The sequence below is a fragment of the Pseudomonas sp. MF6776 genome (assembly GCF_016613125.1).
Taxonomy (GTDB): Bacteria; Pseudomonadota; Gammaproteobacteria; order Pseudomonadales; family Pseudomonadaceae; genus Aquipseudomonas; species Aquipseudomonas iridis.
The window spans coordinates 40736-57201 of sequence record NZ_JAENSQ010000018.1 but is presented as its reverse complement, the minus strand read 5'-3'; the positions used below and the strand labels follow the sequence as shown (position 1 = coordinate 57201).

The following is a 16466-nucleotide window of genomic DNA, read 5'->3' as shown; positions in this document are numbered from 1 at the left end:
TTGGTTTTTAAAGACAAGCTCAAAAGATCGCAGCGCGGCGGCAGCGCCTACAGAGTTCCTGCATATTTCACTGCAGCGGCCGCCCGTGAGGGCACGTTGAGCGTGCGTAGTAAAGAAGACACATGAATGCGCACCGTGAACGGTGAAATATCCAGTTCGCGAGCGATTTCCTTGTTGGTCTTGCCCTGAGCGATCAAGCGCAGGACGTCTTGCTGACGGGGTGTGAGCGGGGTGCCGGTCTCCAGCGGCAACAGCCCTGACGGCGCAAACTTCACCAGCACCTCGCCTTCACGAATCGCCAGAATCGCCTGACCGATTTCGGCCGGGGCAATGTTCTTGCCGATAAAGCCGTCAATGCCGACGGCCATGACGTCACGGATCAACGCTTCATCATCGACCATCGACACCACAATCAGCGTGCTGCGCGGCAAGCGCTGGCGCAGTTCGGCGAGCTGGCTGACGCCGGTCAGTCCGGGAAAGCGCAGATCCAGTATCAGTGTGTCCGGCTCTTCACCCAGTGCCAGCAGCGCCCGCACCGCGTCCAGATCGCCAGCTTCGTCGATGATGGCTTCGGGCAGCAGTCGCTGAACCGTGCGCAGCATCGCCTCACGAAACAGCGGATGATCGTCGGCTATGATAATTCGGCATGTCATGGCATGTCCCTCCCTGGGTCAGGCATTGCTCAAGGCTTGCACCTTAGCACCGGGCGCGATCGTTGCCTGTAGGCTGCTTCCGAATCTGACGATTGCTGCACAAGGACGTTTACCATGAAGTTCGAGAAAAATACCGAACTCGACCAGGCCAATCTGCGCATCATCATTGCCAGTATTGCCGTGGTTTACATGCTCGTATTGGGTTTTTTGCCGGGCGAGCGCTTCGATACGTATCTACCGGTGATCACCTACATCATCGTGTTTCTGCTGGCTTCTATCGGGTTACGCCAGGCAATTGTGCGCTGGCCGGGGCATTACCCGGCACGGCGGATTTTCGCCATGGTCCACGATTACACCGGCACCTGCTTTGGTCTGGTGGTGGGAGGCGAGGCGGCGTTGCCGCTGTATGCGGTCATCATTTGGGTCAACCTCGGCAACGGCATGCGTTATGGCTCGCGCTATCTGGCGATTGCCACGGCCCTGGCGTTGCTGGCGCTGCTGTGTGTCTATCGCCTGACCCCGGTGTGGCAGGCGCAACCGTTCATGGTGTTGATGCTGATGATCACCAGCACGGTGATCCCGTTTTACGCCCATCTGTTGCTGGAGCGCACGCGCAAGGCGTCGGAAGAAGCGGTCGCGGCCAATCTGGAGAAGTCGCGGTTTCTCGCGCAGGCCAGTCATGACTTGCGTCAGCCGATTCACTCCATTGGACTGTTTACCGCGTGTCTGCGCGAGTCGCGGCTGGGTGACGAGGAGCGTCGCTTGGTGGACAACATCGACCGTTCGCTGCTCAACGTGTCGCAGCTGTTTCGGTCCATTCTCGACCTGTACACCCTTGATAACGGACGGGTGTTGCCGAAGCTGCAAACCATCAACTTGCACGAATGGCTGACTGAACTGGTTCACCAGAACGCCGAAGCTGCGCGCTGGGCTGGCGTCGACCTGCGCTTGCGCCCCTGTAAATACTGGGTGCGCACCGATCCGGTACTGCTGGCGACCATGGTGCAGAACGTGCTTTCCAATTGCTTCAAATATGGCGCGCATCGGCCGGTCCTGATCGGCGTGCGTCGGCGCGGGGCAGGGCTGGCCATCGTGATTTATGACCGCGGCAATGGTATCGCCGAGGAGCATTTGCCAAAGGTGTTCGAGGAGTTCTATCGGGTGCGGCAAGTGCGCGACAAAGACGTCGAAGGCGTGGGGTTGGGGCTGTCGATCGTCAAGCGACTGGGCCAGTTGATGGGTGTCGAGGTCGTGTTGCGTTCGCGACCCGGTCGCGGCACTGCTGTCACATTGTGGGGTTTGCCAATGGCGGTTGCCGCGCCGTTACCGATCAACCGCGATGAAGCGCGCCAGGTCGGCCTGTTGACCGGATTGAAAGTGTGTCTGGTGGAGGACGATCGCAACGTGCTGATCGCCACGTCGGCATTGCTCAAGCGCTGGGGCTGTGAAGTACAGGCCGAACTGACGGGGCGGGATGTGATCAGCGATTGCGACATCATTGTTGCCGATTACGATCTCGGAACCCATGCCTCGGGTATCGAGTGCATCGACGATATTCGACGTCAGCGCGGCTGGGCGGTGCCGGCGATGATCATCACCGGGCATGACATCGAAAAAATACAGGCGGCCCTGCACGACCGCCAAATTGCCATCCTGTCCAAACCCGTGCGCCCGGCCGAGCTGCGCGCGACCTTGCGGGCACTGCGCGACCGGCAACCGGAGTCGCTCGAGCAGGCTTGACTCAGCGCTTGCAGAGATAATCCTGAGTGATAGTGGTTTGCAGGCAGTTGTATTGACCCATGGTGCGGCAGATATTTTTCTCCGAGCCGGTGACCTCGGCGTTTTTGTAGCCCCAGGTCTTGCAGCGTTGCGAGGCGACAGTCAGACCCTGTTCGGCGCTGGTCTGGCCGCTTTCGAACTGGCCCAGTTCATAGGAGACCTGGACGACGCCATCGTTTTTACTGCCGCCGGTGGCTTCCCATTGTTTCGGGGTGGCGCAGCCGCTGAGGACAAGTGTGGCAACGGCCACAACGCCGAACTTGCTGAGGTGTGCATGCAGTTTCATGGTGTTTCTTCCTTGGTGTTGTTCTGATTTCCACGCGCAATGATCCTGCACACCGCCAAGTGGCAGTGTTGAGAAGCATCGGGGGGTGCGAGGAATATAGCGCCGGGTGGCGGAGCGGTCGATTAGCACAAATGTGCTAGTGCGCAGCGTGGATATACAGGGGTTAGGCGTTTCCCTTCCTGCACGTTCTGCGCAAAGCTCAAATTAGTCTAAAAATCCTGCGCCGCCTCCGTAAGCCTTTGCTAGTCTCAAAGATGTAGGTGAAGACGCAGACTGATGCGCAAACGGATAGCAAGGGGACGTGGGGCGCGTTCCGAAGGGTGCACGGTTAGAAAGATCTCCGCGCTGAGATCCAGCCCTTATGCCGTGTGAAGCAGCCGAGGCACTACCTTTTTCAATTTGGCCCGGTACTGTGAGAAGCCTGATAAACCTTGTAAGCCAGAGACCAGCACTGGCCGCCTACTCGAATACCAAAGCCCGCCTCGTGCGGGCTTTGTCGTTCTTGCAGCGCTAGATTTTCGTCAGGGCATACGCCAGATCGGCGCGCAGGTCTTCGACGTCTTCGACGCCCACCGACAAGCGTACCAAGCCATCGCCAATTCCCAGTTTCGCGCGGGTTTCGGGTGGAATGGTGGCGTGCGTCATGATCGCCGGGTGCTCGATCAGGCTTTCAACGCCGCCCAGACTTTCCGCCAGGGCAAAGATTTTCACGTTCTCCAGAAAGCGCCGTGCGCCGGCCAGATCACTGTTCAGGTCCACGGAAATCATCCCGCCGAAACCGCGCATCTGCCGTTTGGCCAATTCATGCTGCGGGTGCGATTCAAGACCGGGGTAGTAGACGCGTTTGACCTGCGGTTGCTGTTCCAGCCACTGCGCCAGATCCTGCGCGTTGCTGCAATGACGCTCCATGCGCAGTGCCAGGGTTTTCACGCCACGCAAGGTAAGAAACGCATCGAACGGCCCGGATATCGCACCCACCGCGTTCTGCAAAAAGCCCAGACGCTCGGCCAGTTCCGTGTTCTGCCCGACCACGGCGATTCCGCCGATCACGTCGGAGTGACCGTTCAGATATTTTGTGGTCGAGTGCAGCACGATGTCGAAACCCAGCTCCAGCGGGCGCTGGATGTAGGGGCTGGCAAAGGTGTTGTCGGCCACGCTGATGATCCCGCGTGCGCGGCAGATGCGGGCGATGGCGGCCAGGTCTGACAGGCTCAGCAGCGGATTGGTCGGTGTCTCGACCATGACCATGCGCGTGTCGTCCTGTAACGACGCTTCGAATGCGGACAGGTCGGTCAGGTCGACGTAGCTGAAGCGGTGCCCGGCGCTGCGTTGGCGCACCTTGTCGAACAAGCGAAAGGTGCCGCCGTACAAGTCGTTGCCGGAAATCACGTGCGAGCCCGCGTCGATCAACTCGAGAACGGTGGAAATCGTCGCCAGTCCGGAGGCGAACGCAAACGCTCGAGTTCCTCCCTCCAGATCCGCCACGCAGCGCTCAAGGGCAAAACGCGTCGGGTTGTGCGAGCGCCCGTAGTCAAAACCCTTGTGCACGCCGGGGCTGTCTTGCAGGTAAGTGGAGTTGGCGTAAATCGGCGGCATCAACGCGCCGGTGGTCGGGTCGGGCTCTTGCCCGGCATGGATTACCCGGGTCGCGAAACCTTGGGAATTGTTGTCCTGCTGACTCATGCGAGGGATCTCCGTAATTGGTTGAGCATGTCGACGCGGGTGATCAGGCCATGGAAGCCCGATGCGTCGGCGATGATGGCGACAAGGCCACGGCTGAGCACCGATTCCAGCTCAGCGAGGGGGGCGTCGGGCGCGAGGGTTTGCAGTTTGTCGGTCATCACGCTGGAGACCGATTGGCTGAAGCGTGCAGCGTCCTCGTGCACACCCAGCAAAATGTCCGATTCGTCGATCACCCCGACCAGTTGTTTGCCTTCAACCAGCACGGGCAGCTGCGAGACATCCGCCAGGCGCATGCGCTGGAAGGCGGTTAGCAGCGTGTCATCGGGCCCGACGCTGATGACCCGACCGTCTTCAAAACGTCGGGCGATCAAGTCCCGCAGGTCGCCATAGCCTTTGCGCTGCAACAGGCCCTGATCGGTCATCCACTGATCGTTGTAGACCTTCGACAAATAGCGCGTGCCGGTGTCGCAGACGAAACTCACCACGCGTTTGGGCTCGGTCTGTTCGCGGCAATAACGCAGCGCGGCAGCGAGCAGGGTGCCGGTCGATGACCCACCGAGAATGCCCTCGGCACGCAGCAACTGACGGGCATGGTCGAAGCTTTCTTCATCGCTGATCGAATAGGCGTGGCGTACGCTGGAGAGGTCGGTGATCGACGGAATAAAGTCCTCGCCAATGCCTTCAACCGCCCATGAACCGGGGGTTGGCAGCGAGCCGTCGCGGCTGTATTGCGCCATCACCGAGCCAACCGGGTCGGCCAGAACCATTTCCAGATCCGGTTGCACCCGTTTGAAAAAACGGGTCAGCCCGGTCAGGGTGCCGGCCGAGCCGACGCCGACCACAATTGCATCCAGATCATGTTCGGTTTGCGCCCAGATTTCCGGCGCGGTGCTGCATTCATGGGCCAATGGGTTGGCCGGGTTGTTGAACTGATCGGCAAAAAATGCGCCGGGAATGTCTTTCGCCAACCGCGCGGCGACGTCCTGGTAATACTCGGGATGACCCTTGCCGACGTCGGAGCGGGTGATGTGCACCTCGGCGCCCATGGCCTTCAAGTGCAGGACTTTTTCCGTGGACATTTTGTCCGGGACCACCAGCACCACGCGATAACCTTTGGCGCGCCCGACCAGTGCCAGGCCCAGGCCAGTGTTGCCGGCAGTCGCCTCGACGATGGTGCCACCGGGGGTGAGGCGACCGTCACGTTCGGCGGCGTCAATCATCGCCAGACCGATTCGGTCCTTGATCGAGCCGCCAGGGTTTTGTGATTCGAGTTTGAGAAAGAGTGTGCACGGGCCGGTATCGAAGCGGGTCACTTGCACCAGCGGCGTATTTCCTATCAGCCCGAGTACGGCAGGGCGGGATTCCTTTGACATTCTTCACCTCTTGTTGGTGATTGATCGCGTTCCATTCGCGGGGAAAAGCTCGCCTGCAACATAGGCCGTGAAGGGATCTCCCGCAACCATTCGGTGGGCTGAAAAGCTCAACGATTTTGATCTAACTATAGAACTGAATTTGCCAAGAGGCCGGGCGTTATGAGAGAGGAGGGTTATGCGGATTTGAACGCTGGACAGAAAAAACTGTAGGCGTGAGGGGATACAACAAGGCCCCGACACCACCGCTGATCCCTGTGCTGGCTTGCCAGCGATGGCGGTGGGTCAGTTTGCTTCAGTGCCTCATGTGCGCAACTCATCGCTGGCAAGCCAGCTCCCACAGAGATCAGCGGTGTTCACAGATTTTCGATCCATGCAGATCCTGCTGAGGGAATGCAGGCAAATTGTGGCAAGGTCAGTGCTTGCTCATCAATCCGTGCAGCACACCCAGGCGCAATCCTGGTTCAGATGGCACCATCTGTGAGATGCCGAACGCCTTGAACGCGGCGAGCATCAGCACCAGGCCGCCGGGCAGGATGCTTTGGCGGTGTGGTTGCAGGCCCTGGAGCCTGAGCTGCCGGACGTTCGTCACCTCCAGCAGAAGCAGCGACAGGCGCAACAGCCCCGCGTAGGTGATGCCGTCCTCGCCGAAGTCGTTCAATCGGTTGGCCTTGAGCACTTTGGCGAGCATCCGTGCGGTGCCCGAGGAGCCGATGGTCTGCTGCCAACCCTGAGCGCGATAGCGTCGAGCGACTGTTTCAAACTGGAGGATGGCGACGCGTTCGGCTTCTTGCAGCGCATCAGGGGAGATCTCGCCGCCGCGAAAGAATCGGGCACTCAATGTTCCGCTGCCGATGGCAATGCTTTCGGTGAGCAGTGGTTGTGAGCCCTGGCCGAGGATCAATTCGGTAGAACCGCCACCGATGTCGACCACCAGGCGCATGTCTTCGACGCCTGGTAACGCGTGGGCTACGCCCGCGTACACCAATCGCGCTTCTTCATGCCCTGAGATGACGTCGATGCGAAAGCCCAGATGCCGCTCCGCACTGGCCAGAAACAGCTGCGCGTTATCGGCCTCACGCACTGCACTGGTTGCCACTGCCCGCACGCGGCCCGGCTCGAATCCGCGCAGTTTCTTGCCGAACCGCGCCAATGCCTGCCAGCCTCGATCAAGGGCGAGGGTGTCAAGCGCACCACCGTCGAGCCCCTCGGCCAGACGCACCGGTTCGCGCAAGGTTTTCACTTCCTGAATCATCAGGCCTTTGCGACTGCGGACCGACTGGCCGATCATCAAGCGAAACGCATTCGAACCCAGGTCGATGGCGGCAAACAGCGAGGCGTCGTCTTTCATGGCAGTCCTTGCAAAGCATCCGTCGCGAGGCTCAAGACGGTTTGCGAGGATTCTGCCGTTATCTTGATGACATCCTGATGACGGGTCAGGGGCCGTTCAGTGAATTGTTGTTTGTCATGACACTGTCATTATTCGATACCCATACTGAACTCAACACATCGCGTGTTCTTAAAGTTTTTGCTGCCATTTCTGGCAGCTTTTTTTTGCCCGAAATTCAACAGACACAACCCTGTAGGGGCTGCCTTGTGCAGCTCCTACGGGGGATTGGCCTAGCAGCCTTGAGGGGTTTCGCCTCGGGCCAGCCGCGCGTTGATGTCGTCGATCACCTCGGGTAATTGTGCAATGGTGTCGATCAGGTAATGCGGGCGCGAAGGGGCAAACATCGTGCTGATGCGCGCGCGCTCCTCGGCGAGTCTGTCCGACGGCAGCGCCTTGTACTGCTCGTAGGTCAAGCCCAGCGCGTTACCGGAGCAGGTCAGCGCCACCGTCCACATCCCCGCACTGCGACCCTCGAGAATTCCCGGCCAGGTGTCGTCAACCTTCACGCACGCAGCCACGTCATTGATGCCCAGCGCTATCACGTTAGCCAGTGCCTGTGCCGGATAAGGGCGACCATTAGGCACTTCATCGGTAGCGACGACGTGGTCAGCGACATAACCGTTTTTCCGTGCCAGCTCGATGACCCTGGCCATGACCACCGCCGGATAACCTGAGCACGAGCCGATCTTCAAACCCTTGTCACGCAACGCTGCAATGGCCTCAAGCGCGCCGGGGATCAACGCAGAGTGGAGGGCGATTTTCTCGATCTGCAGCGGCATGAAACGCTCGTAGATCGCCGTCACGTCGTCATCGGTCGGCAAGCGACCAAACGCGGCGCGGTAGCGTTCGCCAATCTGATCAAGGTTGCACAAAGTGCGGATATGGTCCCATTTGCCCATGCCCATCGGGCCACGAGCCTCCTCCAGCGACACGGCGACACCGAACTCGGCGAAGGCTTCGACGAAAATCTGCGTCGGCGCGAACGAGCCGAAATCAACAACGGTGCCGGCCCAGTCGAGAATCGCGGCTTGCACGTAAGTAGGTTGCTTGTACTGCATGATCAATCTCCGTTTTCAGGTGAGCGTGTGCCGTCCCTCGATATGGAGGTAGGCCGGTTGGAATAAGTGTTGAATCAGAGCATCGGTGAATTCGAGTCGAACAGCTCCGCGATCACCGGTCGGTTCCTGCGGATGCCGAGGCAGCACAAGTGGTATTCGATGAAGAACGGATGGTCGACAAAGGTGATCGGCTTGGTGCCCGGGGTCTGCGCATACTCGACGGCGGACACCAGGCCGATGCCGATGCCTTTGGCGATCGCATGGACGATCGCCTCGCGGCTGTTCAACTGCATTACGCAATCGAGTCTGACGTTAAGCCGCGTGCAGCTTTCTTCCACCAGTTGCCGGGTGCGCGAACTCTGCTCGCGCAGCACCCATTTCTCATGGCTGATCTGGCTGACGTGAACCTGCTCCTGGCTGGCCCAGGGATGGTCATCACGCACCACGGCAATGATCGGATAGCGGTGATACAACCGCGTGTGGAAGCGCTGATCGAATTCCGACAGCGCCAGAATCGCCACATCGATATCAAAATTGAACAGTCGCGCCAGGGTTTCCTTTTCCGAGGAGAACGAGGTCTCCAGTTCGATATCAGGGTGGCGCTGCATCAGTTCGTAAGTCAGGTTCATCGCGATCGGCGGCGACACGGCGCCGAGGCGCAGCATGCCGGATTTGCGTTGCTTGAAGCTTTGCAGCAGTTGCACCGCCTCATCCTCCTGACCAAATAGGCCCTGGGTAATTGCGTACAGCTTGTGCCCGGCCGCGCTCATCTCGATGTAGCGCCCGCGACGATGGAACAGTTCCACCGAGAAGGTTTTCTCCAGCGCGTTGACCTGCTCGCTGACGGTCGGCTGACCGATGCACAGAAACTCGGCGGCGAGGGTGAAACTGCCGGTCTTGGCCACGGCATGAAATGAACGCAACCACTTGTGGTACTGGTACATGCAGGCCCCGTCAGCGTCGGATGAACATTGCCACCGCCGCGCTGCAAAGGCAGGCGCTGGTGACCACGATGAAGATAAGAGACGTATTTGCCGTGGAGTCAAGCAAACGGCCGATCAGCGGTTCGGCCAGTCCGGCGAACAGATAGGACGAGAAGTTCATCACCCCGGTCGCCGTGCCCGCACGCTTGGCGCCGACCAGGTCAGGACACAGTGCCCAGAAACTCGACGCCGGGCCATAGACGAAGAAGCCGCAAAGGAACAACGCCACCAGACCGACCAGACTGTGCGGCGGCAGGCTCCACATCCACAGACTGGTCGCAGCGCCGAGGACCATATAAAGCATGATCGCAAGATAGCGCCTGGAGCCGAACAGCTTGTCCGACACCCAGCCGTTGCTAAGGGCGCCGACCGCCATGCCGACGGGGAGGGCGACGGTGATCCACTTCGGATCGACCATGCTGTCGCCGCTTTTCCAGTTGGCGCCGAGGAAGTGCACCGGCACCCAGACGATCAATCCGTAGCGCGCGGCGTTCTGGAAACCCAATGCCAGCGCGGCGATAAGCAAGCGTGGATTCTTTAGTACAGCCTTGTAGCGCTGCGCCGAGGACTCGACCTCGCCGTGGGCTGCTTCCTGATGTTTGTCGTCGGTGTTGGCGACGCCAGTATCAGTCAGCGGCTCGAAGCCGAGATCCTGAGGCCGTTCGCGAGCGACCAGATAGAAAATGATCCCGCCGGCCAGCATCAACAACACCGGCAAACGGAAGATCCAGCGCCATTCCAGTTGCAACACTTCCAGAATGACGATGGAGGTGACGTACGACAGAATCGACGCGCAACCTGCGGCGAAGGTGTAGAAGCCATAAACCTTGCCGCGCTCGCCGGCCGCCCACCAATTGGAAAGCAGACGGCTTCCCGGCGCCCAGCCGAGCGCCTGAAAGTAACCGTTAACGCCCCACGGCAGGATCAGGCTGGTGAGTCCAGCGGCAAAACTGGTCACCCAATTCGCCCCGCACGACAGCACTGCGCCGAGGGTCATGATGCGCCGACCACCGAATTTGTCGGCGAGGTTGCCGTTGATTGCCTGGCCGATGGCATAGGCCCAGAGCATCGCGGCGGATGCCCAGCCGAGGGTTTCCTTGGTCAAGCCGAATTCGGCCTGGATACCCGGGATAGCGAAACCGAAGGTTTGTCGACCGGTGTAGAAAAACAGGTAACAGAACATCGCCGCCAGCAACATGCGCCATTGGGCGACCCTGAACGAGGCAGAACGTACGGCGAGACCAGGCAGGGTTTGGGCACGATTCATGATCTTTTCCTTATTGTTGTGGGTTCCCGCCGAATGTCGGCAGCGGGTGCACTCTTTTTTGGTGCGACAGGAAATCACCGCAGCTTTTGGCTGCTGGCTGTGCTTGGGTTATTTAGGCGGGGCGACGCGTCAGGCGGCCTGTGAACCGATGAAGTTCTTGCCGCGCGCGCCCTGCATCGCGAGATGGATGATGTCTTCGGCGTCCTTGGCCGAGACGCCATAATCGGCGAACTCGGTCTTCACGCCGAGGCTGTGCAGGAACTCGCGCAACTGCTGTTGGGCTTTGGCCAGGTCTTCGCCGAAGATGCGTTGCAAGGTGCGGTCACGGGTAGCGTCATGGCCCCAGGCCAAACCCAGCACCAGCGGCAGAGTGAAGGAGCAGGCGATGCCGTGGGGCAGGCCGTGGCGCAGGGTCATTTCGTAGGAGATCGAATGCGCCAGCGCGGTTTTGGTGTTGGAAAACGCCAGGCCAGCCTTGAGCGCCGCCAGCGCCATGCGCGTGCGCAGCTCCTGGCTGGACAAGTCCTTATGCAGGCGCGGCAGGCATTCGAGAATGTCTTCAATGGCCGAGATTGCGAAGGTGTCGGACACCGGGTTGGCGTTGACATTCCAGATTGATTCCAGCGCATGCGACAGTGCGTCGAGCCCGGTGGAAACGGTGACGCCGGCCGGCACGGTGAGCATCAGTTGCGGGTCGATGATTGCCACGCGCGGCCAGGTGCATTCCAGGTGCAACGAATATTTTTTCTGGCTGGCGCTGTCCCAAATCGTCGCCCATGGCGTGACTTCACTGCCGGTACCGGCTGTGGTTGGTGCGGCGATCAACTGTTTGCAGCGCGGCGGGGTGAATGGTTTGCCGGTCGCCAGCAGCGCCAGTAATTCATCAAAACGTCCCGAGGCGGTACCGACAATCAACGCTTTGGCCGTGTCGATGGCACTGCCGCCGCCAACCGCCAGCACTACGTCGCAGGTGTCGGCACGCTGCCAAAAATCTTCGTAAGTGCTGCGCAGGTGCGCGACATCCGGGTTGGGCTGCACGTCTTCGAAGACGTAGACCAGACGATCACCGAGCAACTTTTGCAGACGATCGACCAGTCCCAGTCCACGTGCTTCGGGGAAGGTGACGAGGGCGACGGTCTGTTGTTCGGTGAGGGCGTCAAGTTCTTGCAGGCTGCCCCAGCCGAAACGGGTATCAACTGGGTTCTGGAAGCGGGCAGTCATGGTGAATCCTTCTTGTTGTTGTCGGTAGTGGCGCCATACTCAGCGCCCGTCGGCAACGGCTCAAATCGATAATTCGCAGGTTTGAATCGGCTGAGGCGATAACAGCGTCCGCAACCGTTCATGGTTGCCAGGCTCTAGTGATTAGAACCGCCCTGGATTGCGGCGCGCAGCCGACTGGATACCGCATCGGCGACGATCACCATGAAGGTGATGACGATGATGCAGGTGGCGGTTTCCTGATATTTGAACAGCTTGAGGCTGCTCACCAGTTCGAATCCGAGGCCGCCGGCGCCGACCATGCCGAGCACCGTGGCCGAGCGCAGGTTGACTTCGAAACGGTAGAGAATCACCGCGATCCATGCGGTAATGACTTGCGGCAAGACGCTAAACACGATCACTTGCAAGGGTCGGGCGCCGGTTGCCTGCAACGCTTCAATCGGGCCTTGATCGATCTCTTCGATGCTCTCGGCAAAGAACTTGCCGAGCATGCCCACACCGTGCAACGCCAGCGCCAGCACACCCGGGAACGGGCCAAGGCCCACTGCCGAGACGAAGATCAGGGCGAGGATCAACTCGTTGATGCTGCGGGTAAAATTGAGTGCTTGGCGGGTGGCGTGAAACACCAGCCGATTACGGCTCAGGTTGCGCGCTGCGAGAAACGACAGCGGAATCGCCAGCAGCACACCGAGCAACGTGCCCCAGATGGCGATCTGCAGGGTTTCCACAGCGGGTGCCAACAAGCGCGGCAGGATACTCAGGTCTGGCGGGAAGGTTCGCGAGAGGAAGTCGCCGATCTGCGGCAGTCCCGCAGCCAGTTCGCCCAGGCTGAGTTGGGCGCCTTGGGCGCTCCAGTTCAGGGTCCACAGCACGATCAGGACGACGGCGCCGACGGTCAGCCAACTGCGTGTACTGCGGGGCCGGTCGCCCACCCACTGATAGTTGTTCGATTGCATGTTCAGGCCCTCGATGCGGCGCAGTAGGTCAGGTTCGGGGTCGCAGTGTCTGCGGACAATTGCGTGGATGGCTGCGGGCAGATCCGCGCCAGATCGGCATCGGTCATGCTCGAAGCCTTGCCATCGAACACCAGATTGCCGTGAGCGAGGCCGACCACGCGGTCGCCGAATTCGCGGGCATATTCGATCTGATGCAGATTGCACAGCACGGTGATGCCCAGCTCGCGAGTGGCATCGCGCAGGTACTGCAGCACCAGTCGCGCAGTTTTCGGGTCGAGGCTGGCAATCGGTTCATCGGCCAGGATCACTTGCGGTCGTTGCGCCAGGGCACGAGCAATCCCCACTCGTTGCTTCTGCCCGCCGGACAGCGAATCGGTGCGCTCGCCAGCCTTGTGCGCCAGTTCGACGCGCTCCAGGCATTGCATGGCTAACGCCACGTCGTCACGCCGAAACAGCTGAAAAATCGAGGCAAGGGTACCGATCGATCCGAGGCGACCGGTCAGCACGTTCTTCAAGACACTCAGGCGCGGCACGACATTGTGGTGCTGGAAAATCATTGCCACTTCTCGGCGCAAAACGCTGGTGTCGGGGCAGCCGAGGGCGTCGATACCGGCCACGCTCAGCGTCCCGCTATCGGCCTGCGCCAAGCGGTTGATGCATCGCAGCAAGGTCGATTTCCCGGCACCGGACTGGCCGAGTACCACGACGAATTCACCAGCAGCGACCTCAAGATCAATTCCGCGCAAAACCGGGTTGCTGCCGTAGTGTTTGGTCAGTTGGCGGATGCTGATCATTTCATGCTCCGCAAATCGAGATCGAGCACCTTGGCGGTGTCGCGCACCACGTCGTAAGCCGCGTCAGTTGTTGGCTGAAAGCCATTAAGTACGCCCTGATCACCCCACGGTACGTCTTTGATCGATGCCAATGCGTCGGCGATTTTCTTCTTCAATTGCGGGTCGAGCGCCTTACGCCAGACCATCGGCGATTCCGGGATCGGCTTGGAACTCCAGACCACTTCGAAGTCATCCTGCTTCACCACACCCTTGGCTACAGCGCTGGCGAAGATGCGGTCGGCGACGGCGGCGGCATCCACCTTTTTGTTCTCGACGGCGAGGATGCTGGCGTCGTGGGAGCCGGAGAAAATTACTCGCTTGAACAAGGTGTCCGGAACAAAACCGGCTTGCTCAAGTCCGGCCTTGGGGAACAGATGCCCAGAGGCGGAGCTTGGATCTACGAAAGCGAAGGTATGGCCTTGCAGATCAGCCAGCGAGTGAATTCCGCTGTCCTTGCGCGCCAGAATCACGCTTTTGTAAGCGCTCTGACCGGTCTTCTTGGTGACCGCCACGGAGAACGCTTCGACATCCGCGACCGAGGTCGCCAGCACATACGAGAACGGGCCGAGATAGGCAACGTCGAGTTTGCCCGAGCGCAGCGCTTCGATGATGCCGTTGTAGTCGGTGGCTACGAACGGCACCACCGGCATGCCGATTTTGCTTTGCAGATCGTCGAGCACTTGTTTGCTCGCCTCGATCATCGCCTGGGAATCTTCAGACGGGATCAGGCCAATGGTCAGTTTGTCCTTGGCCCAGACCTGGCTGGCGCTCAGGGCGAGTACGGTAAGGCTGACGACACGCAGAAACTGGTTAATTGTTTTCATGGCATTCCACGGTGTGGTTGGGAGTTGCCACAGGCTAGGTCTGTCACGTGACAGTCATTCAATCAATTCAATATGGGAAACAGCAGCTAACTATTGATGGAGTCTATGGATGTCGAGCGCCAAACTGCGGGCTTTTCTGGCCGTCGCCCGTCACGGCAGTTTTAGTGCCGGGGCGCGGGCTTGCGGGCTGACTCAGCCGACCTTGACCACTCAGGTGCAAAGCCTGGAGCGTCAGCACAATGTCGAGCTTTTTCATCGACGCGGACGGCGGATCGAGCTGTCGGATGTCGGCCGGCAATTGCTGCCGATTGCCCAGCGCATCGCCTTGCTGGAACTGGAGGCGCACAACCTGATGCGCGACTCGGGGCGGCTCGACAGCGGCCAGCTCAAGCTGGGGGCAGTGGGGCCGTTTCATGTGATCGAGATGGTCGACACCTACCTGCAACAGCACCCGAACATCGACGTGTCGATCCGCGTGGGCAACTCGGCGCAGGTGTTGTCCGATCTGGAAAACTACGTGACCGACATCGCGGTGTTGGCCGGGCGTCAGGATGACCCGGGGTTGTGTGCGGTGCACTACGCGCGGCACGCGATCATTCTGTTCGCGCACCACGAACATCCGTTGGCCAACCGTGGCAGCGTGCGCCTGGAGGAGCTCGAAGGTCAGCGCTTGCTGCAACGCGAACCGGGCTCGACCACCCGTTTGGTGCTGGAGCAGGCATTGCACGCGGCGCAGGTCAAACCGCGTATCGCCATGGAAATCGGCAGCCGTGAAGCACTGCGTGAAGCCGTGGTACGCGGCCTGGGCCTGGGGGTGGTGTCGGAGGCGGAGTTCATTGCCGACCCGAACATCCGCGTGATTCGCATCGAAGGCGCGGCGCTCTACACCGAGACCTATCTGTATTGCCTGGCCGAGCGGCGTTCGAGTCGGCTGATCTCTTCGTTTTTCGACGCGGCGCTGGCTTGATTTGCAATTCTTGCTGATGCTTAGCTAATATACGAAACATATACACTTCGTATCGGATTTCGCTATGGGCATCGTAAAGATTTCAGAGGACATGCACGAGAACCTGCGCATTTCCAGTAACGCACTCAGCCGCTCGATCAACGCGCAAGCCGAGCACTGGATGCGCATCGGCATGCTCGCCGAACTGCATCCCAACCTCGACCACAGCGCGATCTGCCGTTTGCTGATTCGTGCTGAACAAAACGGCGGGCTGGACCTGCAACAACTGACTCAGGAAGACGTCACGGCATGAGAAACCAGATCAAGATCAACACCCCGACCGACATCGCTCAATCGCGCGCCGCCGGCAAACTCGCCGCGCAAGTGCTGGCGATGCTGGTGCCGCACGTCAAGGCAGGCGTCACCACCGATGAACTGGATCGGTTGTGCAACGACTACATCGTCAATGTGCAAAAAGCCATTCCCGCCAATGTCGGCTATCACGGTTTCCCGAAAACCGTGTGCGCCTCGGTCAACGATGTGGTGTGCCACGGTATCCCGTCGGGCACGCCGCTCAAGGATGGCGACATCGTCAACCTCGACATCGCCGTGATCAAGGATGGCTGGTTTGGCGATACCAGCCGCATGTATGTGGTCGGGGAGGCGACGCCTGAGGCGCAGCACCTGATCAAAACGACGTACGACGCCATGTGCGCAGGTATTCGCGTTGTAAAACCGGGCGCGACTTTGGGCGATATCGGCCATGCGATCCAGAGCCTGGCGGAGAAAGAAGGCTTCAGTGTGGTGCGTGAGTATTGCGGCCACGGCATTGGCAAGGTTTATCACGATGAGCCGCAGATCCTGCATTACGGCTTCCCGAATCAGGGCATGAAGCTCAAGGCCGGGATGATTTTTACGGTTGAGCCGATGCTCAATGCCGGTAAACGCCATGTGAAGAACATGCCCGATGGCTGGACCGTGCTGACCAAGGATGGCTCGTTGTCGGCACAGTGGGAACACATGGTGGCGGTGACGGAAACGGGGTTTGAAGTGCTGACGGCGTGGCCGGATCAGATTGAGGGTTTTACCCCGATCGTCTGAGCACCGCAAAATCACTTTGGGAGCGAGCCTGCTCGCGAAGAGGCCGTATCAGTCAACATCAACATTGAATGACACACCGCATTCGCGAGCAGGCTCGCTCCCACATTCGCAATACATTC

The 16466-nt window shown here is 59.9% G+C and carries 16 protein-coding genes; 4 read left to right on the top strand and 12 right to left on the bottom strand.

Going from position 1 to position 16466, the window contains the following annotated elements; all coding sequences use genetic code 11:
- Positions 1-47 precede the first annotated feature (47 nt).
- Complete coding sequence (locus tag JJD74_RS19895) at positions 48-653, bottom strand: LuxR C-terminal-related transcriptional regulator (RefSeq protein WP_200616619.1); 606 nt, start codon at positions 651-653, stop codon at positions 48-50.
- A gap of 114 nt (positions 654-767) precedes the next feature.
- On the opposite strand from JJD74_RS19895, the gene JJD74_RS19890 reads away from it, so the two are divergent.
- Complete coding sequence (locus JJD74_RS19890; protein ID WP_200616618.1) at positions 768-2393, top strand: ATP-binding response regulator; 1626 nt, start codon at positions 768-770, stop codon at positions 2391-2393.
- 1 nt (position 2394) lies between these two features.
- On the opposite strand, the gene yecR is transcribed toward JJD74_RS19890, so the two are convergent.
- The 11 genes from yecR to phnD all read right to left on the bottom strand — a co-directional run bounded on the left by yecR (position 2395) and on the right by phnD (position 14300).
- Positions 2395-2718: a YecR family lipoprotein gene (yecR, locus tag JJD74_RS19885; RefSeq protein ID WP_200616617.1), complete on the bottom strand. Its 324-nt coding sequence runs from the start codon at positions 2716-2718 to the stop codon at positions 2395-2397.
- A 510-nt stretch (positions 2719-3228) separates the two neighbouring features.
- Positions 3229-4401, bottom strand: a complete 1173-nt coding sequence (locus JJD74_RS19880) for a cystathionine gamma-synthase (protein ID WP_200616616.1) — start codon at positions 4399-4401, stop codon at positions 3229-3231.
- Positions 4398-5774, bottom strand: a complete 1377-nt coding sequence (locus JJD74_RS19875; RefSeq protein WP_115147322.1) for a pyridoxal-phosphate dependent enzyme — start codon at positions 5772-5774, stop codon at positions 4398-4400. Before JJD74_RS19875 ends, JJD74_RS19880 begins: the two co-directional genes overlap by 4 nt.
- A 412-nt stretch (positions 5775-6186) precedes the next feature.
- Complete coding sequence (locus tag JJD74_RS19870) at positions 6187-7122, bottom strand: Ppx/GppA family phosphatase (protein ID WP_200616615.1); 936 nt, start codon at positions 7120-7122, stop codon at positions 6187-6189.
- A 269-nt stretch (positions 7123-7391) separates the two neighbouring features.
- Positions 7392-8219, bottom strand: coding sequence for a phosphonoacetaldehyde hydrolase (phnX, locus tag JJD74_RS19865; RefSeq protein WP_200616614.1), 828 nt, complete (start codon positions 8217-8219; stop codon positions 7392-7394).
- Positions 8220-8293: 74 nt separating this feature from the next.
- Complete coding sequence (locus JJD74_RS19860; RefSeq protein ID WP_047301690.1) at positions 8294-9163, bottom strand: LysR substrate-binding domain-containing protein; 870 nt, start codon at positions 9161-9163, stop codon at positions 8294-8296.
- 10 nt (positions 9164-9173) lie between these two features.
- Positions 9174-10469: an MFS transporter gene (locus tag JJD74_RS19855; RefSeq protein ID WP_200616613.1), complete on the bottom strand. Its 1296-nt coding sequence runs from the start codon at positions 10467-10469 to the stop codon at positions 9174-9176.
- 129 nt (positions 10470-10598) lie between these two features.
- Positions 10599-11690 carry an iron-containing alcohol dehydrogenase PsrA gene (gene psrA / locus JJD74_RS19850; protein ID WP_047301686.1) on the bottom strand — a complete coding sequence of 364 codons (1092 nt, stop codon included), beginning with the start codon at positions 11688-11690 and terminating at the stop codon, positions 10599-10601.
- A 134-nt stretch (positions 11691-11824) separates the two neighbouring features.
- Complete coding sequence (gene phnE, locus JJD74_RS19845) at positions 11825-12643, bottom strand: phosphonate ABC transporter, permease protein PhnE (protein WP_200616612.1); 819 nt, start codon at positions 12641-12643, stop codon at positions 11825-11827.
- A gap of 2 nt (positions 12644-12645) precedes the next feature.
- Positions 12646-13437: a phosphonate ABC transporter ATP-binding protein gene (gene phnC, locus JJD74_RS19840; RefSeq protein ID WP_200616611.1), complete on the bottom strand. Its 792-nt coding sequence runs from the start codon at positions 13435-13437 to the stop codon at positions 12646-12648.
- Complete coding sequence (gene phnD / locus JJD74_RS19835) at positions 13434-14300, bottom strand: phosphonate ABC transporter substrate-binding protein (protein WP_080963929.1); 867 nt, start codon at positions 14298-14300, stop codon at positions 13434-13436. The genes phnC and phnD overlap by 4 nt, the downstream gene beginning before the upstream one ends.
- Before the next feature lie 109 nt (positions 14301-14409).
- On the opposite strand from phnD, the gene JJD74_RS19830 reads away from it, so the two are divergent.
- The 3 genes from JJD74_RS19830 to map all read left to right on the top strand — a co-directional run bounded on the left by JJD74_RS19830 (position 14410) and on the right by map (position 16347).
- Positions 14410-15267: a LysR substrate-binding domain-containing protein gene (locus JJD74_RS19830; protein WP_042559522.1), complete on the top strand. Its 858-nt coding sequence runs from the start codon at positions 14410-14412 to the stop codon at positions 15265-15267.
- Between the two features lie 64 nt (positions 15268-15331).
- Positions 15332-15559 carry a ParD-like family protein gene (locus JJD74_RS19825; protein WP_042559521.1) on the top strand — a complete coding sequence of 76 codons (228 nt, stop codon included), beginning with the start codon at positions 15332-15334 and terminating at the stop codon, positions 15557-15559.
- On the top strand, positions 15556-16347 hold the full coding sequence (gene map, locus JJD74_RS19820; RefSeq protein WP_047301681.1) for a type I methionyl aminopeptidase: 792 nt from the start codon (positions 15556-15558) through the stop codon (positions 16345-16347). The genes JJD74_RS19825 and map overlap by 4 nt, the downstream gene beginning before the upstream one ends.
- Positions 16348-16466: the final 119 nt, after the last annotated feature.

Excerpts from the sequence above, each read along its gene's own strand:
- JJD74_RS19895 (WP_200616619.1), bottom strand. The coding sequence starts at position 653 with ATGACATGCCGAATTATCATAGCCGACGATCATCCGCTGTTTCGTGAG.
- JJD74_RS19890 (WP_200616618.1), top strand. The coding sequence starts at position 768 with ATGAAGTTCGAGAAAAATACCGAACTCGACCAGGCCAATCTGCGCATC.
- yecR (WP_200616617.1), bottom strand. The coding sequence starts at position 2,718 with ATGAAACTGCATGCACACCTCAGCAAGTTCGGCGTTGTGGCCGTTGCC.
- JJD74_RS19880 (WP_200616616.1), bottom strand. The coding sequence starts at position 4,401 with ATGAGTCAGCAGGACAACAATTCCCAAGGTTTCGCGACCCGGGTAATC.
- JJD74_RS19875 (WP_115147322.1), bottom strand. The coding sequence starts at position 5,774 with ATGTCAAAGGAATCCCGCCCTGCCGTACTCGGGCTGATAGGAAATACG.
- JJD74_RS19870 (WP_200616615.1), bottom strand. The coding sequence starts at position 7,122 with ATGAAAGACGACGCCTCGCTGTTTGCCGCCATCGACCTGGGTTCGAAT.
- phnX (WP_200616614.1), bottom strand. The coding sequence starts at position 8,219 with ATGCAGTACAAGCAACCTACTTACGTGCAAGCCGCGATTCTCGACTGG.
- JJD74_RS19860 (WP_047301690.1), bottom strand. The coding sequence starts at position 9,163 with ATGTACCAGTACCACAAGTGGTTGCGTTCATTTCATGCCGTGGCCAAG.
- JJD74_RS19855 (WP_200616613.1), bottom strand. The coding sequence starts at position 10,469 with ATGAATCGTGCCCAAACCCTGCCTGGTCTCGCCGTACGTTCTGCCTCG.
- psrA (WP_047301686.1), bottom strand. The coding sequence starts at position 11,690 with ATGACTGCCCGCTTCCAGAACCCAGTTGATACCCGTTTCGGCTGGGGC.
- phnE (WP_200616612.1), bottom strand. The coding sequence starts at position 12,643 with ATGCAATCGAACAACTATCAGTGGGTGGGCGACCGGCCCCGCAGTACA.
- phnC (WP_200616611.1), bottom strand. The coding sequence starts at position 13,437 with ATGATCAGCATCCGCCAACTGACCAAACACTACGGCAGCAACCCGGTT.
- phnD (WP_080963929.1), bottom strand. The coding sequence starts at position 14,300 with ATGAAAACAATTAACCAGTTTCTGCGTGTCGTCAGCCTTACCGTACTC.
- JJD74_RS19830 (WP_042559522.1), top strand. The coding sequence starts at position 14,410 with ATGTCGAGCGCCAAACTGCGGGCTTTTCTGGCCGTCGCCCGTCACGGC.
- JJD74_RS19825 (WP_042559521.1), top strand. The coding sequence starts at position 15,332 with ATGGGCATCGTAAAGATTTCAGAGGACATGCACGAGAACCTGCGCATT.
- map (WP_047301681.1), top strand. The coding sequence starts at position 15,556 with ATGAGAAACCAGATCAAGATCAACACCCCGACCGACATCGCTCAATCG.